We start from the raw sequence: 24,981 nt of genomic DNA, 5'->3' as shown, positions 1-24,981 counted from the left end.
TTTGTAAATACTTCACAGCCCGCCGCCGCGGGACATGCGAAAGCCGCCGCGCGGCCAGGACACGGCGGCATTCCGGGGCTGGTCGCGGACGGCCCTAGGCGCCGCGATGCAGCGATTCCAGCCGGGCGCCGTCGAAACCGGCCAGCAGCGCCAGGATCTGCGGCCGGTCCTCGGCCAGGCAGGCTGCGGTGGACAGCGCATCGGCCAGGGCCGCGCCGGGGGCCGAGATGCTGACCGCGCGCCAGGCCGGGCGCGCCGGCGCGCCGCTCAGCGGGTCGAGGATATGGCCGTCTCGCCCCGCCGCGTCGAAGCTGGTACCCAGCGGCGCCGAGGTCGCCAGCGCCCGGCCGCGCAGGCCCACCGCGCCGCCCGCGGCCAGCCGCACCGGCCAGTCGCTGCCATCGGGCCGGCCGCCCAGGGCGCGCAATTCCCCGGTGTCAATCAGGATCTCGCCCAGCCCCTCGGCCTCCAGCACGGCGGCGACGCGGTCGGCGACATAGCCCTGGCCGATGCCGTTCAGCGTCAGCGCCATCCCCGGCTCCAGCGTGATGCGGGCCGCGTCCAGCCGCACCCGGTCCCAGCCGGTGCGCGCCAGGGCCGCGCGCCGCTCGTCCGGCGCGGGACGGCGGCCGGCCGCGGCGGCCTCGGCCCAGAGCGCCCAGAGCGGCTGCACGGTCGGATCGAACCGACCGCCGCTGGCGCGATGCACAGCGCCCGCCAGCGACAGGCATTCCAGCAATTCGAAGGGCGGCGCCTCCAGCACCGCGTCGCGGTTCAGGCGCGAGAGCGCGCTCTCGGGGCGATAGAGGCTGAGGATGCCTTCCAGCCGCTCGATCTCGGCCAGGCAGCGCGCGGTGATCGCCGGGGCCTCGGGGTGGTCGATGCGGATCGAGGCGCGGGCGCCAAGCGCCTGGCCGACCCAATGCCGGCCGGGCTGGGCGCGCAGGCTTGCCGGCGCAAGCGCGACAGCGGCGGTGATGGTCAGAAAGCGACGGCGGGACAGGCTCATGTCGCGGGCTCCTTGGGTTGGCTCAGCGCGCGCAGGCGGTTCATGAAATCGGCTTCGGTACCGCTGTCGGGCACGGTCTCTTCGGGTGCCAGCACCATCTCGTCCGGGATCGCGTCCAGCCGCATCACCTGCCCGCCCTGCGCGGCGACGAAGGCCTCGGCGGCCTCGCGGCTGGAAAAGGGCACCGCCTCGGGCGCGCCCATGCCGCCGGCCTGGACCGAGCCCATGACGAAGAAGGCGTCCTCGGCCGCGATCCAGTTGCCCTGCCCCGGATCGTCCCAGGTCGCGCCGGGGGCACCCATGTCGTTCACCTGGATGGCCAAGATCGGGTGGCTTTGTTCCGGCATCCTGGCATAGGCGATGGCATCGCGGACCTGGCTGAAGAACAGCGGCGTGCCCGGCATCCCCTCCAGATGCACCTGGGCCTTGGGGCCGGGATGTTCCAGCAGGTTCATCTGGCAGAAATGGCCCAGCGTCTGGGCATTCATCTCGACCGGGGCGGTGTCCTGCGCCACCTCGTCGCGGCAGGCGGCTAGGCCCAGCATCAGCACCAGCAGCAGCGCATGTCTCATGGCGTGACCTTTCGGAATGCGGCAATGGCCAGGCCAAGCGCGGCCAGCGGCCAGGCCAGGACCGACAGCGCCGATTGCCAGAGCGGGATGGTCGCGGCGGCCCCGCCGACGCCGGCGGCGGCGGCGGTGGCCTCGGCGGCCGAGAGGTTGAACAGGCGGAAGGCGTCGGCCGGGTTGGCCAGCAACGCCACCGGCAGCACCTCGGTGGTGAAGCCGCCGCCGCCATCGGCGACGATCAGCGCCAGCAGCGCCAGGTCGTAAAGCACCACCAGCCCCAGCCACAGCCCGACCGCCAGCCCGGCTGCGCCCGAGGGTCGGCGCGCAAAGCTGGACAGCGCATAGCCCGCGCCCAGGAAGGTCGCGCCCAGCAGGGTCGAACTCCACATCAGCCGCCAGAGCGCCGGCAGGCCGGCGATCGAGGCCGGGTCGGTCCAGACCGCCGCAGCCGCCGCGGCGCCATAGCCCGCCCCCACCGCCAGAGCCAGGATCGCCATATGCGCGACCAGCTTGCCCGCCAGCACCTCGGCCCGCGCCACCGGATAGGTCAGCAGCAGGGGCAAGGTGCCGCGCTCGACCTCGCCGGCCACGGCGTCGAAGCTCATCAGCAGCGCCAGCAGCGGCACCAGATAGACGGCGAGCGAGGTCAGCGAGGCGACCACGACCGACAGCCGGTCGGCGCCGATGTCGCCGGTCGGCGCGGCACCCGCCGCCGCCAGCACCAGCGCAAAGACCACCATCAGCGCGGTGGCGATGGCGACCCAGCGGTTGCGCAGCGCGATGCGGAACTCCAGCGCCGCGGTGGAAAGGATGCGGCGGATCATTGCCCGTCCCTCCGGCTGAAATGGCTGTAGATGTCCTCGAGGCTCGGCGGGATCACGTCCAGGTCCGCGACCTGCCCGCCCAGCCCGGCGATGCGCGCCAGCAGCCCCAGCTTTTCGTCCTGCGCGCAGGCCAGGTGCAGCGTGCCGTCCTCTGCCATCCGCGCCTGCGGCAGCGCCTGGGCCAGCGCCGCCCCCGCGCCGGCGGCGGGCGTCACGGTCAACCCGACCGGCAGCGCGGCGCGGCGGCGCAGATCGGCCAGCGTACCCTCGGCCACCAGCCGGCCCTGCGACAGGATCAGGATGCGGTCGGTGCGGGCCTCGACCTCGGTCAGCGCGTGGCTGGACAAAAGGATCGCCGCCCCCTCGGCCGCCAGCCCGTCGAGCAGCGCATAGAAGTCGCGCCGCGACACCGGGTCGAGCCCCGATGTCGGCTCGTCCAGAACCAGCAGCCGCGGCCGCCCGATCAGGGTCTGGGCCAGGCCGACGCGCTGGCGCATGCCCTTGGAATAGGTGCCGATGCGGCGGCGCGCCGCCTTGGCCAGCCCCACCCGCTCCAGCAGTTCCATGGCCCGGCGCGGGCTTTCGCCGCGCAGGGACAGGTAGTGGCGGATCTGCTCCTCTCCGGTCAGGGCCGGGTGAAAGGCGGCGTTTTCCGGCAGATAGGCCACCTGCATGCGCGCCTGGCCCGAGCCGGGCGCGGCGCCGCAGACCCGCACCTCGCCGGCATCGAAGGGAATGAGGCCCAGGATGATCTTCATCATCGTGGACTTGCCGGCGCCGTTATGGCCCAGCAGCGCGACGCGCATCCCCGGCCCGAGGTCCAGCGAGACCTCGGCCAGCGCCTCGACATTCTGGAAGCGCTTAGTGAGATGAGAGATCGTCAGGGTCGATGTCATCGTAGTTTCCTTTTGCCCAACGCCCCGCGGCCTCGGCCTCGTAGGCCTCGATCTCGGGCGGGACGGGGATGGTCAGGGGCCGCATCAGGGGCGCGCTGTCCTGCACGCCGCCCGGCAGGGTGGCGGGAAAGCTCTGCTGGCTCCAGCGGATCAGCTGCACGGCCGGCGCGCCGGTCAGCAGCGCCGCGGCGGGTTGCGACCACAGGATATGGTCCATCAGGTCGTTGGGGCGATAGACCCCGTCGGCGATGCCGTCGCCGTTCAGGTCGAAGCCCGGATGGTCGGACCAGAAATTGCCGCGCCCCTCGTGGCTCCATTCGACATGGCGGGTGCCCACGTATTTCACCTGCTCGCGATTGCCGATGAAGGCATTGCCGCTGAGCACGTTGCGCTCGGACCCGGCGGTGAAATGGATGCCGATGCCGCAATCCTGGAAGCGGTTGTTCCAGATCAGGTTCTTGTGCGCGTTATAGATGAACAGGCATTTCTTCGCACCGCCGCGGATCAGGTTGCCGGTCACGTCGGCATTGTTGGCATAGTTCAGCATCAACCCATGCTCTCGGTCGCCCAGGCTTCGGTTGTCGCGGATCACCGTGCGGTCCGAGAACATGATGGCGAAACCCAGGTGGTTGCCGATGCTGACATTGCCCGTGACCTCGGTGTTGCGGGTATACATGAAATGCACGGCAAAGCGCAGGTCGCGAAACAGGTTGTCGCGATAGAAGCTGTCGGCGCTGGTGTTCGAGAAGATGCCGTCGCGGCCATAGCGCACGGAATTGCCCCGGACCAGCGCGCCGGGACTGTTCCAGACATAGATGCCGTTGCCGCGCTCGTTCATGCGCGGGTCGCGGGTGCCGATGATCTCGTTGCCGACGATGCGGGCATCGCGGCCGCCATGCACGTCGATGCCGTGCATGTTCTCGGTCAGCCGCAGGTCCAGAACCTGCGCCCGGTCGGCGCCCTTGGCGATCTTGACCCCGGCATCCAGATCCTTGTTCACCATGCCCGAGCCGGTGACGGAAAAGCCCTTCAGCGTGACATCGGGCGCGGCGATGGTGACAACCGTGCCGCGCCCGCCGCCGTCGATGACCGCCGCGCGGCTGCCGATGATGGTCAGCGGCCGGTCGATGATGACGGGGCCCGCATGGACCCCGTCCGCCAGTTCCAGCACATCGCCGGGCTCGGCCCCGGCGATGGCCTGCGCCAGGCTGCCCCGGCCAGGCGCCACCCCATGCTCGGCCGCGAGAGCGGGCGAGGCAAGCAGCAGGGCAAGGATCAGGGACAGCCGGCGCATCGGGTCAGGCCGCCTTCGGCTCGACCATCATGCGGCCGCGCATCTCCATGTGCAGCGCATGGCAGAACCACTGGCAATAATACCAGTAGACCCCCGGATTGGCCGCGACGAAGGTCACGGAAGAGGTCATCTGCGGCCCGATCTCCATCGCGACGCCGTGGTTGCCCATGGTGAAGCCGTGGGTCAGGTCGTCCACCTCGTCGAGGTTGGTCACGACGATGGTGACCTCGTCCCCTTCCGTCACGCTGAAGCTCTCGATCGAGAAGCTGGGCGCAACGCTGGACATGTAGACCCGCACCTTGTTGCCGTCGCGGATGATCGTGTCGGTCCATTCGTCGATATTGACGCCGTCCGCCTCGGCCTGCTTGCGGGTCTCGGCCCACATCGGGTCGTTGCGGTCCCAGACCGACTTGATGACGCCCGACAGGATCGCCGAATCGACGCCGATCGCATCATGCGGCTCGGCAAAGGTGGGGCCGTCATGGACCAGCACCATCTGGTCGCCCGAAATGTCGATCAGCTGGTCGTTTTCCGGCTTCAGCGGCCCGACGTTCAGGAAGCGGTCCTTCGAGAACTTGCACAGCACGACCAGCCAGTCGTTGCGCGCGTCCAGCGTCTCGCCCATCGTGGTCTTGAGATGGCCGGGCTGGTAATGCACGTCCAGCTTTTGCTTGATCGGGTCGATGTCCTCGCCGGCATAGGCGCGGATCGCCTCCTCGATGTTCCACTTGACCACCTGGCTGTCGATGAAAAGCGAGGTATAGGCGTTGCCGCGCCCGTCAAAGGCGGTGTGCAGCGGGCCCAGCCCCAGTTCCGGCTCGGCCACCACGGCGCTGCGCAGGTCGGCATCCTCATAGAAAATCGCGTCGAACTTGGTCACGTCCAGCACCGTCACCGTGGGCGACAGCTTGCCGGCGACGACCAGGTGCTTCTTGTCCGGCGCCATGTTGCAGCCATGCGGGTTGTTGGCGATGGGGATGTAGCGGGTGAACAGGCTGCCCGCCTCCTTGCGGCCGTCCAGCACCTTGCAGCCGTTGATTTCCTCGTATTGGCCGGCCTCGATGGCCTTTTCGATCTCGACGATGTTGAAGACGACGACATGGTCCATCTCGGCCTCGCTCATCTCGGCCAGCGTCATGCCCATTTCCGAGTTGTAGGAGGTCGAGAAGGCATATTTGCCCTCGTAATCGGCATCGCAATTGTCGAGGTTGCCCGAGACCAGCACCTGCCAGGCGACTTCCCACTTGTCGGCATCGACAGCGGTGAAGACGTTCACATAGGTCGAGATGTCGTCCATCGTGGTGCCGTCGTTGATCAGCGGCGCCTCGTCCTCGCCGTTGCAGAACACATAGTTGCTGCGCGGCCATTTCTGCGGGCGCAGGCCGTGGATGGCCTTGGCGTTCGGCACCTCCAGGATGGCGTCGCATTTCATCACGTCGCAGCGCACCCGCGCCACGCGGGTATTGGCCTTGTCGTTCATGAACAGGAAGCGGCCGTCATACTTGCCCTCGGTAAAGGACATGTGGACATGGTGCAGGTCGCCGTTGTCGTGGATGCGCTTGCCGTTGGCGGCAAGGTGCTTCCTGGTCCGCTCGGTCATGCTGCGTTCGTGGATGAGGATCGATTCGTTGGTGATGCCCCAGCCGGTGGCCGAGCAGCGGTTGAAGACCGGCACGCGCATCAGTTCGCGCATCGAGGGGATGCCCAGGATGCGCAGCTCACCGGTCTGGCCCGAGGACCAGAAGCCGTAATAATCGTCCAGCTGTCCGGGCGCAACGGCACCGGCACCGCTGGCGGCCAGCGCCGCACCGCTGCCCGCGGCGGTGGCGAGGCCCGCGGCGCCCGCGCCGATCACGGCCGGCCCCAGCGCCAGCCGCCCCCCGAACGCGCCGGCCATGGCCGCGCCGCCGGCCGTCGCGCCCAGAAGCGCGCGGCGGCTCAGGCCGTTTTGCTGTTTGGTTTCCATGGTCGAACTCCTTTTCGTGTTCAAGCTTCGATCTTGCGGGCGGCGTTGGGGTGCCCGGCCGGGGGCTGGCCCAGCTTGGGCACGCTGCCGGCGGCCACGGCCTCGCGCCGCTTCAACTTGCGGATCACCACCGGGCAGGTGGTCTTGGACTGGTAAAGCACCTGGCAATGCATGCAGTTGATGCATTCGTTGGGATTGATCTCGCCCGTCGGGTGGATGGACTGCACCGGGCATTGCTGGGCGCAGATCTGGCAGGGATTGCCGCATTCGCGATAGCGCTTGAGCCAGTCGAACATGCGGATCCGCGCCGGGATCGCCAGCGCCGCGCCCAGGGGGCACAGATAGCGGCAATAGAAGCGTTCGACGAAGAGCCCGGCGATCAGCAGCGCCGCCGCATAGGCCACGAAGGGCCAGGCGCGGACGAAGTTCAGGATGATCGCGGTCTTGAAGGGCTCGACCTCGGCCAGATGCTCGGCCCGTTCCACGCTCATCAGCGACACGCCGAAAAGCCCAAGGAAGATCATGTACTTGACCGGCCAGAGCCGCTCGTGCAGGCCCCAGGGCAGCGTCCATTGCGGGATGCGCAGCTTGCGGGCGACCTGGTTCGTCAGCTCTTGCAGCGCGCCAAAGGGGCAAAGCCAGCCGCAATAGGCCCCGCGGCCCCAGAACAGCAGCGCCGCGGCGACCGCAAACCACAGGATGAAGGTCAGCGGGTCCAGCAGGAAGGCCTGCCAGCTGAAACCGTTCACCAGGCTGCCGAACAGCGCCATCAGGTTCACCACCGACAGCTGCGCATTGGCATACCAGCCCAGGAAGACCAGCGTCACGGTCAGGAAGCCCATGCGGAAGACATAGAAGGCGCGCTCGTTGCGGGTGGCGAAGCTCTGGAAGAAGAAGGCCCCGGTCAGCACCAGCAGCATGACGCCGAGCCCGGCGATCTTGGCCTTGGAATCCAGCCAGATGCGCTTCCACAGCTGCGCCTGGGCCTGGCTCTCGTCGTGCTGGGCCGCGGGCGCTGCCGCCTCGGGCGCCGGCGCGGCGACGCTGCGCAGGTATTTCTGCGGCAGTTGATAGCCCAGGTCGAAGGTGTGGAAGACCTTCTCGATCGGCCCCACCTCGCGCTGCACCAGAAGTTGGATGCGGAAGGGTTTCGTCGGGTCGAAGCCCGAGGCGGCGGGGATCTTGAACAGGTCCATCTCGGTGAAATCCGGCGCGCCTTCGGCAGCGATGGCATTCACCCGCCGGTGGTCGCGGTCGCGGAAGCGGACCGAGATGTCGTCCTGGATCAGCACGATGCGGTCGAAGATGCCGCCGCGCACATAGCCCGAGCCCTTGAAGCTGTAGAGCCCGCGGCCCATCACCGCCACTGCCTGGTCGCCGGGCGCGAGCCAGGCCTGCAGGTTCGCCGCCTGCGCATCGCCCAGCAGCGCCTTGCCGATGGCGGGGACCGAGACCAGCCCGGCCTGCATCTCGATGAAGGTGGTCTCGGGGGGCTCGGACAGGGCGCGCCGGCCGGCGCGGGGATCGGCATTGCCGGCAAAGGCCGCGTTCACCTGTCCCGCGTCCAGGGTCAGCCGGCGCAGGGTGCCGTCGCCCTCCATCTCGTGCCAGTCGGCGGGAAGGGCGGCCTCGGGGTCGATCTCGAATTTCGGCCCGCTGGCGGCGGCCTCGGTCGCCAGCCCGCCCAGGCCGAGCGCGCGGGCGACCCTCAGCCCCGAGCGCGTGATGGAATCGTCGATCACCATCACCGTGACCGTGGCGCCCGAGATGATCTCGACCTCATGCCCGGTGCCGCCCGATTGCGCCTCGGCCACCAGGTCGAGGCCCCTGTAGCCCTCGACCAGCGCCTTGACCTTGGCTTCGGGGATGCCGATCAGCACGATGGGTTCGGAATGCTTGACCAGCCGGACGCCGGCAACCTTCGCATCCTTGTCCAGCGCCACGAGCGTATGGATGGGCTTGCCGGAATAACCGGTGGTGCCGACGAAATCCGAGGTGACGAAGGCATGGGCAATGGTCTCGCCGCCCTTCAGCACCGGCGCCACGGCCAGATCGGCGCGGATCGGCCCGAACCCGTCGGCGCCGGGCACCAGTTCGGCCGCGTTCTGCTCCGGCAGCAGCTGTGCCAGCACGCTTTCGGCGGCTGCCGGCAGGGTCGGCAGCAACAGCGATGCGATCGTCAGGGCAAGGCGGAGGATCTTCATGCTCGGGCATCCATGGCAATTGCCTGGGCCCGGCGCTTCGGCTGGCGCGGATCGCCCGCATCAGACCAGAGGCTGTCGCCCGCGGGCGACGGGACCGCATGGGTCCAGACAGAGGAGAAAGACGGGGGGCCGCGCGTCAGGACCAGCAGCGGGCGGATCGCGCCGCGCACCTGCGCCGCGTCCGCCGTCACCGCGGGACGCGTCCACCGCACCGGCCTGCCCGGCAGGACGGGCTCGGACCCCGAGACGAGCAGCGGCGAATGGCAGACGGGGCAGTCGCGGCAATCCTGCGGCGCGGGATGTTCGTTGCCATCGGCATCCAACCAGACGGTGCGGGCATGGCCCTCGGCGCAGATCACCGTCTGTTGCAGCGGGCCCGCCAGCGCCGCGGCCAGGTGGCCGGGCATGGCAGCGCCCGTGCCGGCCCATCCCGCCAACAGAAGGAGGAGAATCGCCGCGAAAGACAGCAAGGCCCGGGCCGGATTATGAGCTGCACTGTGGCACATGCCCCTCTCATTATGCCTTTGTCCGCCGCGTGCTTTGATTTCGGTCAAACCTGGAAGCCGCAAAATGCTCCCGGGAAGCAATTCCGCGGACCGGGTGGACCGCCTGCGACATTCTGTCATGCCGGAAGTCCGAGCTTTTCTCTCTTACTTTGACTTTTCTCAAGCCGAATGCCCTGTACCGGACCTAAACCAGGCACGACGGGCGGGCTTGTCCGCCCGGACCACCAAGGAGAACACGATGTTCCACCATTCCCTCGCCGCTGCCGCCGCCGCGCTTCTGGCCCTTGCCGCGCCCGGTTTCGCGGCAACCCACGAGGTGCATATGCTCAACAAGGGCGAATCGGGCGCCATGGTCTTTGAACCGGCCTTCGTGCGCGCCGAACCGGGCGACGTCATCAACTTCGTCCCCACCGACAAGAGCCACAATGTCGAAGCGATCAAGGAAATCCTGCCGGAAGGCGTCGAATCCTTCAAAAGCAAGATCAACGAATCCTACACGCTGACCGTGACCGAACCGGGGCTTTATGGCGTGAAATGCACGCCGCATTTCGGCATGGGCATGGTCGGGCTGGTGCAGGTCGGCGACGCGCCCGAGAATCTCGACGCCGCCAAGACCGCCAAGATGCCCAAGAAGGCGCGCGAGCGCATGGATGCCGAACTGGCCCAGGTCAACTGACCGGGACGGCACCGACCGCCGGGAGAGGGACCGGGCGCGGCGCGATACACTCGCCCGCGCCTTTCTTGATGAAAGTCGCTTCCAATCCCGGTCCCGCCATGGCCAAACGCCGGGCGCATCCCCATATGCCGGGCATGGCGTCACCGCGAAGGGAAACGGCATGAGCAAGATCGACTTGACCGAACAGGGTTTCATCGTCGAAGCGCAGGAACTGGCCGCGGCCTTCGGGATCGAGCCCGGCCGGGTGCCTGAACTGATGCGGGAAAATCGCATCACCACCCGCTGCGAGACCGGAGAGGGCGAGGATGCCGGGCGCCATCGCCTGACCTTCTTTTTCCAGCACCAGGCGCTGCGCCTGACCGTCGACGCCGAGGGCAGGATCCTGAAACGCGCCCGCTTCGACGTCCCGGCCCGCAACGCCGGCGGCGGCTGAGCGCGCAAGCGGGGCATCCGGCCGGCCGGAAGCCCCGCAGCCGGTCACGAGGCGAGAACGCGCGGGAACAACACTTCCTCCTCCAGGTGGATATGGGCGACCACGTCGTCGCAAAGCTTGCGCAGGCCGGTGTAAAGCGCCGTCCACGAACCGCAGGCGCCGACCGGCAGGGTCAGGCCATGGGTCACATGCTCGATCCGGCGCAGCAGTTCCGCGGTATCCTGATGCTCGGCCCGCATGATGCGGATGGGCCCGGCCAGCATGGCGCCGCCGCCCTGCAGGATGGCCGGGAACAGCACCGTCTCCTCCTTGGCCATGTGCGATTCCAGGTCGTCGCGCAGCGCGATCAGCGCCTCGGTCAGGCCCAGGGGCGCCTCGTCATGGTCGCCATGCACCATCTCGACCCGGTCGGCCAGCCCGATCAGCCAGCCCAGTTCCTCGCGATGGGTGTCGTGATAGCGGCTGAGGATATGGTCGATCAGCGCCGGGGTTTCGGCCGGGGCGTCGCGGCCGGCATTGTCGATCAGCGCCTGCAATTCGGCGGTCAGCGCCGGCAAGGCGACGCCGGCCTTTTCAGCGGCTTCGGCCAGGCCCGAATCGGCGCCGCAGCAAAAGCTGATGCCGGCGCGGCGGAACACCTCGGCGGCACCGGGCAGCCGGGCGGCGATGTCGCCGACGATACTGTCGGGCGCAAGGGTGATGTCAGTCATGATGGTCTCCTCCATGGGGTGCGGGTCGAGAGGCGGCCCAGGCTTGGGCCAGCGGCGGGCCGAGGCGCAGCAGATCGACCGCGCGGGCGGCGATCTGGGCGGTGACCTCGGCCAGGCTTTGCGGGCGCAGGTAAAAGGCCGGCACCGGCGGCAGGATCACCGCGCCCATCCGGGTCGCGGCCTGCATGTTTTCCAGATGCGCCAGCGTCAGCGGCGCCTCGCGCGCCAGCAGCACCAGAGGCCGGCGCTCCTTGAGCTGCACCGAGGCGGCGCGGGTCAGCAGCCCGTCGTCGAAACCATGCGCGATGGCCGCAAGGCTGCGCATCGAACAGGGCGCCACGATCATGCCCGCGACCGGGCAGGAGCCCGAGGCGATGGCCGCGCCCAGGTCGCGCTGCGCGTGAACGCGCGTTGCCAGCGCCTGCAAGGCGGACAGCGCATCGGGTCCGACCTCCTCGGCCAGGGTGCGCCGCGCCATGGCCGAGACGACCAGGTCGATTTCCGTCCCGAGCCGGGCCAGCGCGCGGGCGCAATCCAGCGCCAGCGCCGCGCCCGAGGCGCCGGACACGCCCAGCACCACCCTCATGGCAGCACCGCGGCCAGAAGCGCCTCGGCCCGTGCCTCATGCGCCGGGTCAAGCTGCATGACCCGGCCCCATTCGCGGCTGGTCTCGGCGCCGATCTTGGTGGTGGCGTCCAGCCCCAGCTTGCCCGCCAGCCCCTCGACGGGCGAGGCGAAATCCAGGTAATCCATCGGCGTGCGGTCCAGCAGCATCACGTCGCGGCCGGGGTCCATCCGGGTCGAGATCGCCCAGGCGATGTCGTCCCAGCTGCGCACGTCGATGTCGCTGTCCACCACGACGACCAGCTTGGTATAGCTGAATTGCGGCAGCATCCCCCACAGCGCCATCATCACCCGCCGCGCCTGGCCGGGATAGCGCTTGTCGATCGCCACCACCGCCATGCGATAGGAACAGGCGGCGGGCGGCAGCCACAGGTCGGTGATCTCGGGGATCTGGGCGCGGATCACCGGCAGCGCCAGGTCGTTGAACACCTCGCCGATGACCGAGGGCTCGTCGGGCGGCCGGCCGGTGACGGTGGACAGGTAAAGCGGATCGCCCCGGCAGGTGATGCGGCTGACGCGCATGACGGGAAAGGGCTCGACGGCGTTGTAATAGCCGGTATGGTCGCCGAAGGGGCCTTCGGGCGCGGTCTCGCCGGGATGCACCCAGCCCTCGACGATCACCTCGGCGCGGGCGGGCACCATCAGCGGCACGGTCTGCGCCGCGACCAGTTCGCTGCGCGCACCGCGCAGCACGCCGGAGAACCCCAGTTCGGACACGGTTTCGGGCAGCGGCAGCGCGGCGGCCAGCAGCAGCGCCGGATCGGCCCCCAGCGCGATGGCGACCGGCATCGGCTCGCCCGCCTGCGCCCAGCTGCGGTGATGCGCCGCCCCGCCGCGATGCGCCAGCCAGCGCAGGATCAGCCGGTCGGGGCCCAGAACCTGCGCGCGATAGACGCCCAGATTGTAGCGGGTCAGATCCTCGGCCCGGCTGTCCCGCGGCCGGGTCAGCACCACCGGCCAGGTGATCAGCGGCCCGCCATCCTCGGGCCAGGGCGTCTGCACCGGCAGCGAATCGAGGCCGGGCAGTTCGGCCTCTTGCGCCGGGCCGTGGCGCAAAAGCTTGGGCCGCGTCGCCAGCGCCGCGCGCAGCATCGGCCAGCGCGACATGGCGTCGCGCATGCCCTCGACCGGCGCCGGGCTGCGCAGCGCGGCCAGGAATTCGCCAAAGCCCGCGACCTCGTCCGGCTGCAGGCCCAACCCGGCCGCGACCCGTGCCCTGGTGCCGAAAAGATTGGCGATCACCGGGATGCGCGCCCCTTCAGGCCGGTCGAAGCGCAGGGCCGGGCCGCCGCGGCGCAGGCAGGCCAGTTCGACCGCGGTCATCTCGTGGCGCAGCGAGACGGGCTCGGCGATGCGGGCGAACTCGCCCCGCGCCTCCAGCCAGGAGAGAAAGGCCCGCAGGTCGGGAAAGGAAGGAAGGCTGCGCATCAATGGCTCCGGCAGGCCCGCGGCAAGGCGGGCGGATCATGGCGGAAAGGCTAGGCGGGAATTTCCGCGGCTGATTTGACGAATATCAATCACAGCGCCGATTGGGCGGCCTAGACCGGGATCATGACCCAGCGCCCCACCCTGCCGCCGCTGCTGATGCGGCTTCCGCCCCCGCCGCTTGCCCGCCCGGCCCTTGGCCTGGCGCTGACGGCTTTCCTGCGCCGCATCGCCGCGCGCGAGCCCGCGATCCTGTCGCGCCTCGGCCCCTATGCCCAGGCGCGCTTCCTGCTCGATGTCAGCGACGCGCCGTTCCTGCTGTTGATGCAGCCCCAGGCGCGGCGGCTGACCGCGCATCCGCGCCACGCCCCCCCGCCCGAGCATGACGCCGCGATCCGGGGCGGGCTGGCGGCCTTCCTCGCCATGCTGCACGGCGCCGAGGACGGCGATGCGCTGTTCTTTTCCGGCGAGTTGCAGATCGGCGGCGATACCTCGGCGGTACTGGCGCTGCGCAATGCGCTGGACGATGCCGAACTGGACCTGACCGAGGAACTGGCGGCGCTGACCGGCCGGCCGCTGGGGCGCTGGCTGCGCCGCGGCTCGGCGCTGGTCGCGCGCAGAAGCGGGCTGGTCCTGTCCCGACAAGAGGTGATGCCATGATGGAACTGGTCTGCCCGGCCGGAACCCCGGCGGCGCTGCGCGCCGCGGTCGATGCGGGCGCGCATACGGTCTATTGCGGCTTTGCCGACGAAACCAATGCCCGCAACTTTCCCGGCCTGAATTTCAGCCGCGAGGAACTGGCCGAGGGCGTGGCCTATGCCCATGCCCGCGACGCCAAGGTTCTGGTGGCGATCAATACCTTTCCGCGCGCTGGCGACCAGGCGCTGTGGCACCGCGCCGTGGCCGATGCCGCCCGGCTGGGCGCCGATGCGGTGATCCTGGCCGACCTGGGCCTGATCGCGCATGCCGCCGAGGCCCATCCCGGCCTGCGGCTGCACCTGTCGGTGCAGGCCGCCGCCGCCAATCCCGACGCGATCAACTTCTATGCCGAAACCTTCGGCATCCGCCGGGTCGTGCTGCCCCGCGTGCTGTCGGTCGAGGAAATCACCGCCATCAACCGCGAGATCGAGGTGGAAACCGAGGTCTTCGTCTTTGGCGGGCTTTGCGTCATGGCCGAGGGGCGCTGTTCGCTGTCCTCCTATGCCACGGGGCTTTCGCCGAACATGAACGGCGTCTGCTCGCCCGCAAGCCACGTCGCCTATGCCGATGTTGGCGGCAATCACGAGGCGCGGCTGGGTGATTTCCTGATCCACCGCACGCCCAAGGGCATGCCGGTGCCCTATCCGACGCTGTGCAAGGGCTGCTTCACCTCGCCCGACGGCAAGGGGGACAGCCAGACCGGCCATATCTTCGAGGATCCGGTCAGCCTGGACGCGACCCGGCTGATTCCGGCGCTGCAAAAGGCCGGGGTCAGCGCCCTGAAGATCGAGGGGCGGCAGCGATCCCGCGCCTATGTCGCGCAGGTGGTGCGCGCCTTCCGTGCCGCCGTCGAGGCCGCCGAACAGGGTGCGCCCATGCCCGAGGGACTGCTTGCGCGGCTGACCGAGGGTCAGGCCGCCACCACCGGCGCCTATGCCAAGACCTGGAGATGACCATGGACCTGACCGTCGGCGCCATCGCCTTTTTCTGGAGCGCGGAGCAGGTCCGCGCCTTTTACCGGACGCTGGCCGATACCCCCGTTCAGCGGGTGGTGATCGGCGAATGGGTCTGCTCGAAGCGCCTGCCCTTCTGGCAGCACGAGATCCCCGCCGCCGTCGAGGTTCTGCAAGCCGCCGGCAAGGAGGTGGCGCTGTCCACGCTGACGCTGATCACGCTGAAACGCGAAAGGCGGCAGACCGAGGAGCTGTTCGCCTCGGGCCTGCCGGTCGAGATCGCCGACCTCAGCGCGCTCAAGCACCTGCCCGAGGGCGCGCCCTTCTGGGTCGGCCCGACCGTCAACGTCTATAACGAGGGCACGCTGGAATGGCTGGCCGGCAAGGGCGCGCAGCGCATCTGCCTGCCGCCCGAACTGCCGCTGGACTCGGTCGCGCAGCTGGCGCAGGCCGGCCGGCAGGCCGGCGTCGCGGTCGAGGTCTGGGGCCATGGCCGAGCGCCGCTCGCGATCTCGGGGCGCTGCTATCACGCCCGGCTGCACGACCGCGCCAAGGACAGCTGCCAGTTCGTCTGCGCCGAGGATCCCGACGGCCGCACGGTCGAGACGCTGGAGGGCCAGCCCTTCCTGACCGTGAACGGCGTCCAGACGCTGAGCTATGCGCATATGAGCGTCGCGGGACAGGTCGATGCCCTGCGCGAGGCCGGGGTCGCCGCGCTGCGGTTGTCGCCGCAGCCGGGCGATTTCGCGGCCGTGACCCGGCTTTACGCGCGGCTGCTGGAAAGCGGGCTTTCGGCGCAGGACGCACTGGCCGGCTTGCGCCGCATCCAGCCCGGCGCCATCTTTGCCCAAGGCTTCCTGGAGGCGCGCCCCGGCGCCGCCCCCTGCCCCTGATCCCTGTCTGACGGAGACGCGCGATGTCCACCTCGGAACGCATGCGCAACTACCACGGCCCGGTACTGCTGAGCCACGGCTTCCGGGCCTTCTTCCTGCTCTCGGCGCTTTGGGCGGCGCTGGCCATGGCGATCTGGGTCGCCATGCTCGGCGGGGCCGAGATCCTGCCCCTGGCCTTCGACCCGTTCAGCTGGCACGCCCATGAGTTCCTTTACGGCTATCTCGGCGGGGTCATCGCCGGCTTCCTGCTGACCGCGGTACCGAACTGGACCGGGCGGCTGCCGGTGATGGGCGCGCCCTTGGCCGGGCTGGTCGGGCTGTGGCTGCTGGGCCGGGCCGCGGTCGGGGCTTCGGCGCTGCTCGATTGGCGCGTGGTCCTGCTGGCCGACCTGGCCTGCGGGGTGATGCTGCTGGCCTTCCTGGCGCGCGAGATCCTGCATGGCCGGAACTGGCGCAACCTGCCGGTGCTGGCGCTGCTCGGGCTGTTCACCGCCGGCAACGCGCTGTTTCACATCGAGGCCGCTCGCGGAGACGCGGCCTTCGAGGGCATGGGCATGCGGCTGGGCCTGGCCGCGGGCCTGGTGCTGGTCGCGCTGATCGGCGGGCGCATCATCCCCAGCTTTACCCGCAACTGGCTGGCGGCGCGGGGGGTGCAGCGCCTGCCGGCGCCCTTCGGCCGCGGCGACGGGCTGGTGCTGGGCCTGACGGTGGTCACGCTGGCGGGCTTCGTCGCCCTGCCCGACGGCCGGGCCATGCCCTGGCTGATGCTGGCCTGCGGTGCGGCGCATCTGTGGCGGCTGGCGCGCTGGCAGGGCGCGCAGACCGGGGCCGAGCCGCTGCTTTGGGTGCTGCACCTGGCCTATGGCTTCCTGGCGCTCGGCTTCTGGGCCGAGGCGGTGGCGGGCTTCGGCCTGATGGCCGCGGCGCCGGCGCGGCATGTCTGGCTGGCCGGCGCCATCGGGCTGATGACGCTTGCGGTAATGAGCCGTGCGAGCCTGGGCCATAGCGGCCGCGCGCTGCATGCCGGGCGCGGCACCACGGCGCTTTACCTGGCGCTGACCGCCTCGGTCGCGCTGCGGCTGCTGGCCGGGCTGCTGCCGGCCCAGGTCTGGCTACTGCATCTGTCGGGCACGCTGTGGGTTCTGGCCTTCGGCGGCTTCGCCCTGCTCTACCTGCCGGTGCTGGCGCGGCCGCGGGTGGCGAAAAAGCCGGTCTCGGGGGCAAGGCGCCCAGCCTGAAGCGCGCCATGCAAAAAGGCCCGGTCAGCGCGACCGGGCCTTTTTCGTTGCGGAGCTTTTCGGCTTAGGCGGGTTGCAGCCCGCAAATCCGCTGGCACCAGCCCATGACCTGCGCCTGCTCACCGGGAAGCGGCGTGGCAAGCCCATCGGCAAAGGCCTGGAACGCCGGCAGGTTCAGCCCGTTCACCCCGGCCAGCACCGGGATGCCGCGCGACAGCGCCTCGGCGATCAGGGGCGCAAAGCCGCGGCCCTCGGCTTCCTGCTTGCCGAACTTGTTGACCAGCAGCAGGTCGGCACCGGGCAGCGCCGCCGTGACGCCCAGCACCGCCGCCTCCAGCACGCCCGCGTCCAGCCGGCAGCCACGTGCGCCATTGCCGCGGTCCTCGCTGATGCGCAGCACCGGGCCGTCGGGCAGCACGCGCAGGTCCATGTCGCATTTGACGCGGCCCTCGCGCTGGGGATTGGTCTGCACCGTGCCCGCCAGCCGTAGCCCCGCCGCCTGCGCCGCCTGGGCAAAGGCGGCCAGGAAGCGGTCGCTCGCGCCGCGGCCCGGCAGGCTGACATAGGCAAGCTGCATCACGCGCGCCTTTCCCGGTCGAAGGAGATGCCGGAGATGTCCGCCCCGGCGATCAGCCTGTCAAGATAGTCGCGGCTGGCGCGCAGCCAGGCCGCCTTGTCATGGGCCTGGCGCAATTGCGGCAACACCGCCTCCAGCGGCAGCACGGCGCCGCGCGCGCGCGCATCCAGACGGATGACATGCAGGCCATAGCGGGTCTCGGCCAGGGCCAGCCCCCCCTCCTCCATCGTGGCCAGCACGGCCTCGAACTCGGGCACGGTATCGCCCGAGGTCAGTTGCCCCAGCACCCCGCCGGCGCTTTTCGACGAACAGGCGCTAAGCTCGGCGGCCAGTTCGGCAAAGCGTCGCGGCTGGGCGCGCAGCTCGGCCAGCACCGCCTCGGCCCGCTCCCGCGCCTGGGCACGGGCCTCGGCATCGTCGGGGGCGGCCGCAAACAGGATATGCGCCGCCTCATAGAGCGAGGGCGCGCGGAACTGTTCGGGATGGGCGGCATAATGCGCGGCCAGCGCCGCCTCGTCGGCGGGCGCGGGCTCGACCGCCTGGTCCAGCAGGGCACGGATCGCGGCCTCGTCCTCGGTCTCCCATTGGCCGGGGGCAAGCTCGGCGGGTTCCGCCGCGATGCCCTGGACGCGAGCTTCCTGCAGCAGAAGCTCGCGCACCGCCAGCGCGCGGGCGGCAGCGCGCCAGGCATGGCCGGGCTTGCCCTTGGGCGCGGGGTGGTTCTGCGCCTCGGCCGCGATGCGGCCGGGATCGAGCGTCACGCCGTTCACGACGACCGGCGGCAAGAGCGGTTTCATCTCCATCACCCCTACTCCGCCGGATGGCGCTTGGCCGGTTGACGCTTGGTCCGCACGATCTGGTAGCCCGGCCGCCACAGATAGCGCACCGGGGCCGAGATCATGTGGACCAACCGCGTGAAGGGGAACAGCAGGAAGATGGTCAGCCCCAGCAGGATATGCAGCTTGAAAAGCCAATGCACGCCGACCAGGTGATCGGCCGCACCCGCACGGAAATAGACGATGCCCTGCGCCCAGGACATCAGCCGCGTCATCTCGTGCCCGTCAAGGTGCTGCATGGAAACCAGGATGGTCATCAGCCCCAGCACCAGCTGCGCGACCAGCAGCGCCAGGATGCCGGTATCGGCCAGCGTGGTATGGGCGCGCACCCGCGGGTCGGTCAGACGGCGATGCAGCAGCATGCCGCCCCCGACCAGCGCCATCACCCCGGCGATGCCGCCCGCGGTCATCGCCAGCACCTGCTTGGCACCATGGCTGATGCCCAGCGCGTCGAAGACGGCGATGGGGGTCAGCAGCCCGACCAGATGGCCGAAGAAGATTACCAGCACGCCGACATGGAACAGTACCGAGCCGATGACGAATTGCCGCCGCCGCAGGATCTGGCTGGACTTGGATTTCCAGCTGAACGGATCCTGGTCATAGCGGATGATCGAGCCCAGGAGCATCACGGTGATGGCGATATAGGGATAGATCCCGAAAAGGAAATTGTTCATCTGCGCCTCCTCATTGCGCCGGGTTCGCGACGCGCGGGGCGTCCATGCGGGCAAGGATGTCGCGGCTGACCGGGCAGCCGGCATTGGGGTCGGGGCCGAACGTGACCTGCGCCTCTTCCCAGACGGCATCGAGCGCGGCCAGATCCTCGGGGTCGTCGTCGGGGACGGCGGCCAGTTCCTCGGGCAGCTCGGCCGGCTCGGTCACCACCAGCGCCACCAGCGCGCTGAGCACGCCGGCATAGGCCGTCTCGCGCCGCGTCAGCCGCTCGGCCAGCGCGACCAGGATGTGCGAGGCATCGGCCAGAAGCGCCTCGGCCTCGGCCAGGGGCCGGGTGGACAGGTATTCCAGCAGCACCGGCAGGTGGTCGGGCAGTTCCGACCCGACCAGGTCGAAGCCGCCGGCGCGATAGGTTTCCAGAAGATCGACCATGGCGCCGCCGCGGTCGCGGCTTTCGCCATGCACATGCTCGAACAGGTTCAGCGACAGGCTGCGCGAACGGTCGAACAGCAGCACATAGCGTTCCTGAAGGTCGTAGAGGTCGCCCTGGCGCAATTCCTGCAGCAGGCGGCGGATTTCCTCCATGCGCTTGGGGCCAAGCAGCCCCTCGGCTTGCAGCACCGCGTCGATTTCGGGCAGCGCGGCGATCAGCTCCTCGCTGGGATAGGACAGCAGCGCGGAAAGGGCTCGGAAGCTTTTCATGCGATGAACTCCTGCGGGCTGCGGAATTTCTTGCCGCCAAAGAGCGACGGCGTGTCGCCCGATGAACAGCCGTGCCCGTCGGTAAAGCCGCAGCCGCCGCGCAGGTCATAGGCGTCCTCGACGATCTCGCGATGCGTGGTCGGGATGACGAAACGGTCCTCGTAATTGGCGATGGCCAGCAGCTGATACATCTCGTCGATCTGCTGCGGCGTCAGGCCGACGCGCTTGGCGACGCCCAGGTTCACCACCCCGTCCAGCGTCTTGGAACGCATGTAGCTGCGCATGGCCAGCATCCGCTCCAGCGCGGCGGCCACCGGCGCCTCGTCCCCGGCGGTCAGCATGTTGGCCAGATAGCGCAGCGGGATGCGCAGGCTGCGCACGTCGGGCATGTCGTCCTGGGCCGCGATCTTGCCCGCCTCGGCGGCGTTCTGGATCGGCGACAGCGGCGGCACATACCAGACCATCGGCAGGGTGCGGTATTCCGGGTGCAACGGGAAGGCGATCTTCCATTCCATCGCCATCTTCCAGATCGGCGATTTCTGCGCGCCTTTGATCCAGTCCTCGGGCACGCCCTCGGCGCGGGCGGCGGCGATCACCTCGGGATCGTTGGGGTCCAAGAAGACGCCCAGCTGCGCGTCGTAGAGGTCCATCTCGCTTTCCGATGCGGCCGCCTCGGCGATCTTGTCGGCATCGTAAAGCATCACGCCCAGGTAGCGGATGCGCCCGACGCAGGTTTCCGAGCAGACCGTGGGCTGGCCCGATTCAAGGCGCGGATAGCACAGGATGCATTTTTCCGACTTCCCGGTGGACCAGTTGTAATAGATCTTCTTGTAGGGGCAGCCCGAGACACACATCCGCCAGCCCCGGCACTTGTCCTGGTCGATCAGCACCACCCCGTCCTCTTCGCGCTTGTAGATCGCGCCCGAGGGGCAGGAGGCAACGCAGGCCGGGTTGAGGCAATGCTCGCACAGCCGCGGCAGATACATCATGAAGGTGTTTTCGTATTCGCCGTAGATGTCCTTCTGGATGCCCTCGAAGTTATAGTCCTTGCTGCGTTTCTCGAACTCGCCGCCCAGGATCTCCTCCCAGTTCGGGCCCCATTCGATCTTTTCCATCCGCTCGCCCGAGATCTTGGATCGCGGCCTTGCGGTCGGGAAGGCCTGCATCTCGGGCGCCGATTTCAGATGGTCATAGTCGAAATCGAAGGGCTCGTAGAAATCGTCGATCTCGGGCAGGTCGGGGTTGGCGAAGATATTGGCCAGGATGCGCCACTTGCCGCCCTGCTTGGGCCGCAGATGGCCCGAGCGGGTCCGCACCCAGCCGCCGTTCCAGCGCCTCTGGTTTTCCCAATCCTTGGGATAGCCGATGCCGGGCTTGGTCTCGACGTTGTTGAACCAAGCGTATTCGACCCCCTCGCGCGAGGTCCATACGTTCTTGCACGTCACCGAGCAGGTATGGCAGCCGATACACTTGTCCAGGTTCAGCACCATGCCGATTTGCGCACGCACTTTCATTCCGCTGCCTCCGTCGCTTGGGTTGCGGGCCCCGTTTCCAGGGGTTGGTCGAGCCAGTCGACCTTGTTCATCTTGCGGACGATGACGAATTCGTCCCGGTTGGCGCCCACGGTGCCGTAATAGTTGAAGCCGTAGGCCAGCTGCGCATAGCCGCCGATCATATGGGTGGGCTTGGGCACGATGCGCGTCACCGAGTTGTGGATGCCGCCGCGCAGGTTGGTGATCTGGCTGCCGGGCGTGTTCACGATCTTTTCCTGGGCGTGATACATGAACATGCTGCCTTCCTTCATGCGCTGGCTGACCACCGCGCGGGCGGTGATGACGCCATTGCTGTTGAAGACCTCGACCCAGTCATTGTCGACCAGCCCGGCCTTCCGGGCGTCGATTTCCGAGATCCACACCACCGGGCCGCCGCGGTTCAGCGTCAGCATCAGCAGGTTGTCGGTATAGGTGGAATGGATGCCCCATTTCTGGTGCGGGGTGATGAAGTTCAGCACCACGTGCTTTTCGCCCGCGGCCAGCGACTTCCTCGCATCCGCGCCGACGGTCTTCAGGTCGACGGGCGGGCGCCAGGTCACAAGGGCCTCGCCGAAGGCGCGCATCCATTCGTGGTCCTGGTAAAGCTGCTGGCGGCCCGAGACGGTGCGCCACGGGATCAGCTCATGCACGTTGGTCCAGCCGGCGTTATAGCAGACCTCCTCGCTTTCGATGCCCGACCAGGTGGGCGAGGAGATGATCTTCCTCGGCTGGGCGGCAATGTCGCGGAAGCGGATCTTCTCGTCCTCCTTGACCTCGGCCAGGTGCTTGTGGTCGCGGCCAGTGGCCTTGCCAAGCGCCTCCCAGGCCTTGACCGCCACCTCGCCATTGGTCTCGGGGGCCAGCATCAGCACCACCTCGGCGGCGTCGATCGCCGTCTCGATCCGCGCCATGCCCTTGGTCGCGCCCTCCTCGGTCACGCGGCCGTTCAGGGCTTGCAGGTGATGCACCTCGTCCTTGGTGTCCCAGGAAATGCCCTTGCCGCCATTGCCCAGCTTTTCCATCAGCGGACCCAGCGCGGTGAAGCGCTTGTAGAGGTTGGGATAGTCGCGCTCGATCTCGATATAGGCCGGCGCGGTCTTGCCGGGGATCAGCTCGCATTCGCCCCGTTTCCAGTCCTGCACGAAGGGCTGGGCGATCTCGCCGGCGCTGTCATGCTGCAAGGGCAGCTGCACCACGTCGGTCTCGACCCCCAGCACCTCGGGCGCGATTTCCGAGAACTTGCGGGCGATGGACTTGAAGATCTCCCAGTCGGTCCTGGACTCATAGGCCGGGTCCACCGCCGCCTGCAGCGGGTGGATGAACGGATGCATGTCCGAGGTGTTCATGTCGTCCTTTTCGTACCAACTGGCGGTCGGCAGGACGATGTCGGCATAGACGGCGGTGGTGGACATGCGGAAGTCGATCGTCACCAGCAGGTCCAGCTTGCCCTCGGGCGCCTGGTCGTGCCAGGCGGCCTCGACCGGCTTCTGCCGGCCCTCCTGGCCCAGATCCTTGCCCTGCACGCCGTGATCGGTGCCCAGGAGGTGCTTGAGGAAATATTCATGCCCCTTGCCCGAGGAGCCGAGCAGGTTCGAGCGCCAGACGAACAGGTTGCGCGGCCAGTTCTCGGGCGCATCCGGGTCTTCGCAGGACATCTGCAAGCCGCCGGATTGCAGTTCGCGCGCGACGTAATCCTTGGCGGCGATGCCTTCGGCCTTGGCGGCCCGGCCGACCTCCAGAGGGTTGGTCTTCAGCTGCGGGGCCGAGGGCAGCCAGCCCATCCGCTCGGCACGGATGTTGTAGTCGATCAGGCTGAGCCGGTTCCAGTCGCCCGCCGGCGCGGTCGGCGACAGGATCTCTTGCGCGCTCACCGTCTCGTAGCGCCATTGGTCGGTATGGGCATACCAGGCCGAGGTGGCGTTCATGTGCCGCGGCGGGCGCGCCCAGTCCAGCGCGAAGGCCAGCGCCGTCCAGCCGGTCTGCGGGCGCAGCTTTTCCTGGCCGACGTAATGCGCCCAGCCGCCGCCCGACTGGCCGACGCAGCCGCACATCACCAGCATGTTGATGACGGCGCGATAGTTCATGTCCATGTGGAACCAATGGTTCATCGCCGCGCCGATGATGACCATCGACCGCCCGTTGGTCTTTTCGGCATTGGCGGCAAACTCCCGCGCCACCTGGATGATCTTGTCGCGGCGCACGCCGGTGATGCGCTCGGCCCAGGCGGGGGTGAAGGGCACGTCGGCGTCATAGTCGCGGGCGACGTTCTCGCCGCCCAGACCGCGGTCCAGGCTGTAATTGGCGCAGATGAGGTCGAAGACCGTGGCGACCAGCGCCTGCTCGCCATTGGCGAGGGTCAGCCGCTTGACCGGCACGTTGCGGGTCAGCACCGCGCCGCGGTCGTCGACGGCGAAGCCATTGGTCGCGGCGCCGCCGAAGTAGGGGAAGTCGACGCCGACCACATCGTCGCGATCCTCGTCCAGGATCAGGCTCATCTTCAGCCGGACCTCGTCCTCGCCCGCCTTCTGCTCCAGGTTCCAGCGCCCCTCCTCGCCCCAGCGGAAACCGACCGAACCGTTCGGAACCACGATGCGGCCGGTCAAGTCGTCGATGGCGACCGTCTTCCATTCCGGGTTGTTGGCCTGGTCCAGCGCGCCGTCGAAATCGCTGGCACGCAGCTGGCGGCCGGGGATCAGGCGGCCGTCCTGTTCCTCCAGCCGCACCAGCATCGGCATGTCGGAATAGCGCCGGCAGTAATCCTCGAAATACTCGGCCTGACGATCCAGGTGGAATTCGCGCAGGATGACATGGCCGAAGGCCATGCCCAGCGCCGCGTCGGTGCCCTGCTTGGCGTTCAGCCAGATGTCGCCGAACTTGGCCGCCTCGGAATAGTCGGGGCAGATCACCGCCGATTTGGTGCCGCGATAGCGCGCCTCAGTATAGAAATGCGCGTCGGGCGTGCGGGTCTGCGGCACGTTCGAGCCCCAGAGCAGCAGGTAGCCCGCGTTATACCAGTCGGCCGATTCCGGCACGTCGGTCTGTTCGCCCCAGGTCTGCGGGCTGGCCGGCGGCAGGTCGCAATACCAGTCGTAAAAGGACATGCAGGTGCCGCCCAGAAGCGACAGGTAGCGCGTGCCGGCGGCATAGGAGACCATCGACATGGCCGGGATCGGCGAGAAGCCGAAGACCCGGTCGGGGCCATATTTTTGGGCCGTATAGGCATTGGCGGCGGCCACGATCTCGGTCGCCTCGTCCCAGGTCGCGCGCACGAAACCGCCCTTGCCGCGGATGCGGGTATAGCTTTCGCGCGCCGCGGGGTCGGCCTGGATCGCGCTCCAGGCCTGGATCGGCGTCATGGTCTTGCGCTTTTCGCGCCAGAGCTTCATCAGCCGGCCGCGGATCAGCGGCGTCTTCACCCGGTTGGCGGAATAGAGATACCAGCTGTAGGAGGCGCCGCGCGCACAGCCGCGCGGCTCGTGATTGGGCAGGTCGGGCCGGGTGCGGGGATAGTCGGTCTGCTGGGTTTCCCAGGTGACGATGCCGGACTTGACATAGATCTTCCAGGAGCAGGAGCCGGTGCAGTTCACCCCATGAGTCGAGCGCACGATCTTGTCGTGGCGCCAGCGCGAGCGATAGGTGTCCTCCCAGTCGCGGTTCTCGGTCGTGGTCTGGCCATGCCCTTCCGAAAACACGTCCTTGCGGGTGGATTTCAGGAAGTTCAGGCGGTCCAGCAGATGGCTCAT

The 24,981-nt window shown here is 68.7% G+C and carries 23 protein-coding genes; 6 read left to right on the top strand and 17 right to left on the bottom strand.

Annotated features, from left to right (window positions below; genetic code table 11):
- Positions 1 to 94: 94 nt before the first annotated feature.
- The 8 genes from ACNKFW_RS14810 to ACNKFW_RS14775 are packed head-to-tail and all read right to left on the bottom strand — an operon-like array spanning position 95 to position 9,268.
- Positions 95 to 1,009: an FAD:protein FMN transferase gene (locus ACNKFW_RS14810; protein ID WP_147429027.1), complete on the bottom strand. Its 915-nt coding sequence runs from the start codon at positions 1,007 to 1,009 to the stop codon at positions 95 to 97.
- Entirely contained in the window at positions 1,006 to 1,581 is a 576-nt protein-coding gene (locus ACNKFW_RS14805) for a nitrous oxide reductase accessory protein NosL (protein WP_024842654.1), read from the bottom strand. The genes ACNKFW_RS14810 and ACNKFW_RS14805 overlap by 4 nt, the downstream gene beginning before the upstream one ends.
- Positions 1,578 to 2,402, bottom strand: coding sequence for an ABC transporter permease (locus tag ACNKFW_RS14800; RefSeq protein WP_036747029.1), 825 nt, complete (start codon positions 2,400 to 2,402; stop codon positions 1,578 to 1,580). Before ACNKFW_RS14800 ends, ACNKFW_RS14805 begins: the two co-directional genes overlap by 4 nt.
- Positions 2,399 to 3,298: an ABC transporter ATP-binding protein gene (locus ACNKFW_RS14795; RefSeq protein WP_028709804.1), complete on the bottom strand. Its 900-nt coding sequence runs from the start codon at positions 3,296 to 3,298 to the stop codon at positions 2,399 to 2,401. Before ACNKFW_RS14795 ends, ACNKFW_RS14800 begins: the two co-directional genes overlap by 4 nt.
- Positions 3,264 to 4,592 (bottom strand): nitrous oxide reductase family maturation protein NosD, encoded by a 1,329-nt coding sequence (locus ACNKFW_RS14790; RefSeq protein WP_024842651.1) that lies wholly within the window; start codon positions 4,590 to 4,592, stop codon positions 3,264 to 3,266. The genes ACNKFW_RS14795 and ACNKFW_RS14790 overlap by 35 nt, the downstream gene beginning before the upstream one ends.
- A 4-nt stretch (positions 4,593 to 4,596) precedes the next feature.
- On the bottom strand, positions 4,597 to 6,558 hold the full coding sequence (gene nosZ, locus ACNKFW_RS14785) for a TAT-dependent nitrous-oxide reductase (RefSeq protein WP_024842650.1): 1,962 nt from the start codon (positions 6,556 to 6,558) through the stop codon (positions 4,597 to 4,599).
- 20 nt (positions 6,559 to 6,578) lie between these two features.
- Positions 6,579 to 8,762, bottom strand: a complete 2,184-nt coding sequence (locus ACNKFW_RS14780; RefSeq protein ID WP_024842649.1) for a NosR/NirI family protein — start codon at positions 8,760 to 8,762, stop codon at positions 6,579 to 6,581.
- Complete coding sequence (locus tag ACNKFW_RS14775) at positions 8,759 to 9,268, bottom strand: hypothetical protein (protein WP_147429028.1); 510 nt, start codon at positions 9,266 to 9,268, stop codon at positions 8,759 to 8,761. The genes ACNKFW_RS14780 and ACNKFW_RS14775 overlap by 4 nt, the downstream gene beginning before the upstream one ends.
- 238 nt (positions 9,269 to 9,506) lie before the next feature.
- Here ACNKFW_RS14775 and ACNKFW_RS14770 point away from each other — a divergent pair, with 238 nt between their 5' ends.
- On the top strand, positions 9,507 to 9,944 hold the full coding sequence (locus ACNKFW_RS14770; protein WP_024842647.1) for a pseudoazurin: 438 nt from the start codon (positions 9,507 to 9,509) through the stop codon (positions 9,942 to 9,944).
- Between the two features lie 160 nt (positions 9,945 to 10,104).
- On the top strand, positions 10,105 to 10,377 hold the full coding sequence (locus ACNKFW_RS14765) for a DUF6522 family protein (RefSeq protein WP_024842646.1): 273 nt from the start codon (positions 10,105 to 10,107) through the stop codon (positions 10,375 to 10,377).
- Positions 10,378 to 10,421: 44 nt separating this feature from the next.
- On the opposite strand, the gene ric is transcribed toward ACNKFW_RS14765, so the two are convergent.
- The 3 genes from ric to ACNKFW_RS14750 are packed head-to-tail and all read right to left on the bottom strand — an operon-like array spanning position 10,422 to position 13,139.
- Positions 10,422 to 11,087, bottom strand: coding sequence for an iron-sulfur cluster repair di-iron protein (gene ric, locus ACNKFW_RS14760; RefSeq protein WP_024842645.1), 666 nt, complete (start codon positions 11,085 to 11,087; stop codon positions 10,422 to 10,424).
- Entirely contained in the window at positions 11,080 to 11,673 is a 594-nt protein-coding gene (locus tag ACNKFW_RS14755; RefSeq protein WP_024842644.1) for a UbiX family flavin prenyltransferase, read from the bottom strand. The genes ric and ACNKFW_RS14755 overlap by 8 nt, the downstream gene beginning before the upstream one ends.
- Positions 11,670 to 13,139, bottom strand: coding sequence for a UbiD family decarboxylase (locus ACNKFW_RS14750; RefSeq protein WP_024842643.1), 1,470 nt, complete (start codon positions 13,137 to 13,139; stop codon positions 11,670 to 11,672). The genes ACNKFW_RS14755 and ACNKFW_RS14750 overlap by 4 nt, the downstream gene beginning before the upstream one ends.
- Before the next feature lie 123 nt (positions 13,140 to 13,262).
- Here ACNKFW_RS14750 and ubiT point away from each other — a divergent pair, with 123 nt between their 5' ends.
- From ubiT to ACNKFW_RS14730, 4 genes are read left to right on the top strand one after another with little or no spacing between them, the layout of a single operon-like run.
- On the top strand, positions 13,263 to 13,796 hold the full coding sequence (gene ubiT, locus ACNKFW_RS14745; RefSeq protein ID WP_024842642.1) for a ubiquinone anaerobic biosynthesis accessory factor UbiT: 534 nt from the start codon (positions 13,263 to 13,265) through the stop codon (positions 13,794 to 13,796).
- Positions 13,796 to 14,788, top strand: coding sequence for a ubiquinone anaerobic biosynthesis protein UbiU (ubiU, locus tag ACNKFW_RS14740; protein ID WP_024842641.1), 993 nt, complete (start codon positions 13,796 to 13,798; stop codon positions 14,786 to 14,788). Before ubiT ends, ubiU begins: the two co-directional genes overlap by 1 nt.
- 2 nt (positions 14,789 to 14,790) lie before the next feature.
- Complete coding sequence (ubiV, locus tag ACNKFW_RS14735; RefSeq protein WP_024842640.1) at positions 14,791 to 15,681, top strand: ubiquinone anaerobic biosynthesis protein UbiV; 891 nt, start codon at positions 14,791 to 14,793, stop codon at positions 15,679 to 15,681.
- 23 nt (positions 15,682 to 15,704) lie between these two features.
- Complete coding sequence (locus tag ACNKFW_RS14730; RefSeq protein WP_024842639.1) at positions 15,705 to 16,919, top strand: NnrS family protein; 1,215 nt, start codon at positions 15,705 to 15,707, stop codon at positions 16,917 to 16,919.
- 64 nt (positions 16,920 to 16,983) lie between these two features.
- On the opposite strand, the gene ACNKFW_RS14725 is transcribed toward ACNKFW_RS14730, so the two are convergent.
- The 6 genes from ACNKFW_RS14725 to ACNKFW_RS14700 are packed head-to-tail and all read right to left on the bottom strand — an operon-like array spanning position 16,984 to position 24,981.
- Positions 16,984 to 17,496 (bottom strand): DUF2478 domain-containing protein, encoded by a 513-nt coding sequence (locus tag ACNKFW_RS14725; RefSeq protein ID WP_147429029.1) that lies wholly within the window; start codon positions 17,494 to 17,496, stop codon positions 16,984 to 16,986.
- Positions 17,496 to 18,299, bottom strand: a complete 804-nt coding sequence (locus ACNKFW_RS14720; protein WP_024842637.1) for a peptidylprolyl isomerase — start codon at positions 18,297 to 18,299, stop codon at positions 17,496 to 17,498. Before ACNKFW_RS14720 ends, ACNKFW_RS14725 begins: the two co-directional genes overlap by 1 nt.
- A gap of 5 nt (positions 18,300 to 18,304) precedes the next feature.
- Positions 18,305 to 19,006, bottom strand: coding sequence for a respiratory nitrate reductase subunit gamma (gene narI / locus ACNKFW_RS14715; RefSeq protein ID WP_024842636.1), 702 nt, complete (start codon positions 19,004 to 19,006; stop codon positions 18,305 to 18,307).
- Between the two features lie 10 nt (positions 19,007 to 19,016).
- Positions 19,017 to 19,706: a nitrate reductase molybdenum cofactor assembly chaperone gene (gene narJ / locus ACNKFW_RS14710; RefSeq protein ID WP_147429030.1), complete on the bottom strand. Its 690-nt coding sequence runs from the start codon at positions 19,704 to 19,706 to the stop codon at positions 19,017 to 19,019.
- The gene (gene narH / locus ACNKFW_RS14705) at positions 19,703 to 21,220 is read right to left on the bottom strand and encodes a nitrate reductase subunit beta (protein WP_147429031.1); all 1,518 of its coding nucleotides are present in this window, start codon (positions 21,218 to 21,220) and stop codon (positions 19,703 to 19,705) included. The genes narJ and narH overlap by 4 nt, the downstream gene beginning before the upstream one ends.
- Complete coding sequence (locus tag ACNKFW_RS14700) at positions 21,217 to 24,981, bottom strand: nitrate reductase subunit alpha (protein WP_024842633.1); 3,765 nt, start codon at positions 24,979 to 24,981, stop codon at positions 21,217 to 21,219. Before ACNKFW_RS14700 ends, narH begins: the two co-directional genes overlap by 4 nt.

It is taken from the genome of Paracoccus sp. TD-10, assembly GCF_048270675.1.
In the GTDB taxonomy this organism is placed as follows: domain Bacteria; phylum Pseudomonadota; class Alphaproteobacteria; order Rhodobacterales; family Rhodobacteraceae; genus Paracoccus; species Paracoccus pantotrophus.
This window is presented reverse-complemented; position numbering and strand designations above follow the sequence as displayed.

What these genes read in the sequence shown, in the direction of transcription:
- ACNKFW_RS14810 (WP_147429027.1), bottom strand. Translation starts at nt 1,009, where the DNA reads ATGAGCCTGTCCCGCCGTCGCTTTCTGACCATCACCGCCGCTGTCGCG.
- ACNKFW_RS14805 (WP_024842654.1), bottom strand. Translation starts at nt 1,581, where the DNA reads ATGAGACATGCGCTGCTGCTGGTGCTGATGCTGGGCCTAGCCGCCTGC.
- ACNKFW_RS14800 (WP_036747029.1), bottom strand. Translation starts at nt 2,402, where the DNA reads ATGATCCGCCGCATCCTTTCCACCGCGGCGCTGGAGTTCCGCATCGCG.
- ACNKFW_RS14795 (WP_028709804.1), bottom strand. Translation starts at nt 3,298, where the DNA reads ATGACATCGACCCTGACGATCTCTCATCTCACTAAGCGCTTCCAGAAT.
- ACNKFW_RS14790 (WP_024842651.1), bottom strand. Translation starts at nt 4,592, where the DNA reads ATGCGCCGGCTGTCCCTGATCCTTGCCCTGCTGCTTGCCTCGCCCGCT.
- nosZ (WP_024842650.1), bottom strand. Translation starts at nt 6,558, where the DNA reads ATGGAAACCAAACAGCAAAACGGCCTGAGCCGCCGCGCGCTTCTGGGC.
- ACNKFW_RS14780 (WP_024842649.1), bottom strand. Translation starts at nt 8,762, where the DNA reads ATGAAGATCCTCCGCCTTGCCCTGACGATCGCATCGCTGTTGCTGCCG.
- ACNKFW_RS14775 (WP_147429028.1), bottom strand. Translation starts at nt 9,268, where the DNA reads ATGTGCCACAGTGCAGCTCATAATCCGGCCCGGGCCTTGCTGTCTTTC.
- ACNKFW_RS14770 (WP_024842647.1), top strand. Translation starts at nt 9,507, where the DNA reads ATGTTCCACCATTCCCTCGCCGCTGCCGCCGCCGCGCTTCTGGCCCTT.
- ACNKFW_RS14765 (WP_024842646.1), top strand. Translation starts at nt 10,105, where the DNA reads ATGAGCAAGATCGACTTGACCGAACAGGGTTTCATCGTCGAAGCGCAG.
- ric (WP_024842645.1), bottom strand. Translation starts at nt 11,087, where the DNA reads ATGACTGACATCACCCTTGCGCCCGACAGTATCGTCGGCGACATCGCC.
- ACNKFW_RS14755 (WP_024842644.1), bottom strand. Translation starts at nt 11,673, where the DNA reads ATGAGGGTGGTGCTGGGCGTGTCCGGCGCCTCGGGCGCGGCGCTGGCG.
- ACNKFW_RS14750 (WP_024842643.1), bottom strand. Translation starts at nt 13,139, where the DNA reads ATGCGCAGCCTTCCTTCCTTTCCCGACCTGCGGGCCTTTCTCTCCTGG.
- ubiT (WP_024842642.1), top strand. Translation starts at nt 13,263, where the DNA reads ATGACCCAGCGCCCCACCCTGCCGCCGCTGCTGATGCGGCTTCCGCCC.
- ubiU (WP_024842641.1), top strand. Translation starts at nt 13,796, where the DNA reads ATGGAACTGGTCTGCCCGGCCGGAACCCCGGCGGCGCTGCGCGCCGCG.
- ubiV (WP_024842640.1), top strand. Translation starts at nt 14,791, where the DNA reads ATGGACCTGACCGTCGGCGCCATCGCCTTTTTCTGGAGCGCGGAGCAG.
- ACNKFW_RS14730 (WP_024842639.1), top strand. Translation starts at nt 15,705, where the DNA reads ATGTCCACCTCGGAACGCATGCGCAACTACCACGGCCCGGTACTGCTG.
- ACNKFW_RS14725 (WP_147429029.1), bottom strand. Translation starts at nt 17,496, where the DNA reads ATGCAGCTTGCCTATGTCAGCCTGCCGGGCCGCGGCGCGAGCGACCGC.
- ACNKFW_RS14720 (WP_024842637.1), bottom strand. Translation starts at nt 18,299, where the DNA reads ATGGAGATGAAACCGCTCTTGCCGCCGGTCGTCGTGAACGGCGTGACG.
- narI (WP_024842636.1), bottom strand. Translation starts at nt 19,006, where the DNA reads ATGAACAATTTCCTTTTCGGGATCTATCCCTATATCGCCATCACCGTG.
- narJ (WP_147429030.1), bottom strand. Translation starts at nt 19,706, where the DNA reads ATGAAAAGCTTCCGAGCCCTTTCCGCGCTGCTGTCCTATCCCAGCGAG.
- narH (WP_147429031.1), bottom strand. Translation starts at nt 21,220, where the DNA reads ATGAAAGTGCGTGCGCAAATCGGCATGGTGCTGAACCTGGACAAGTGT.
- ACNKFW_RS14700 (WP_024842633.1), bottom strand. Translation starts at nt 24,981, where the DNA reads ATGAGCCATCTGCTGGACCGCCTGAACTTCCTGAAATCCACCCGCAAG.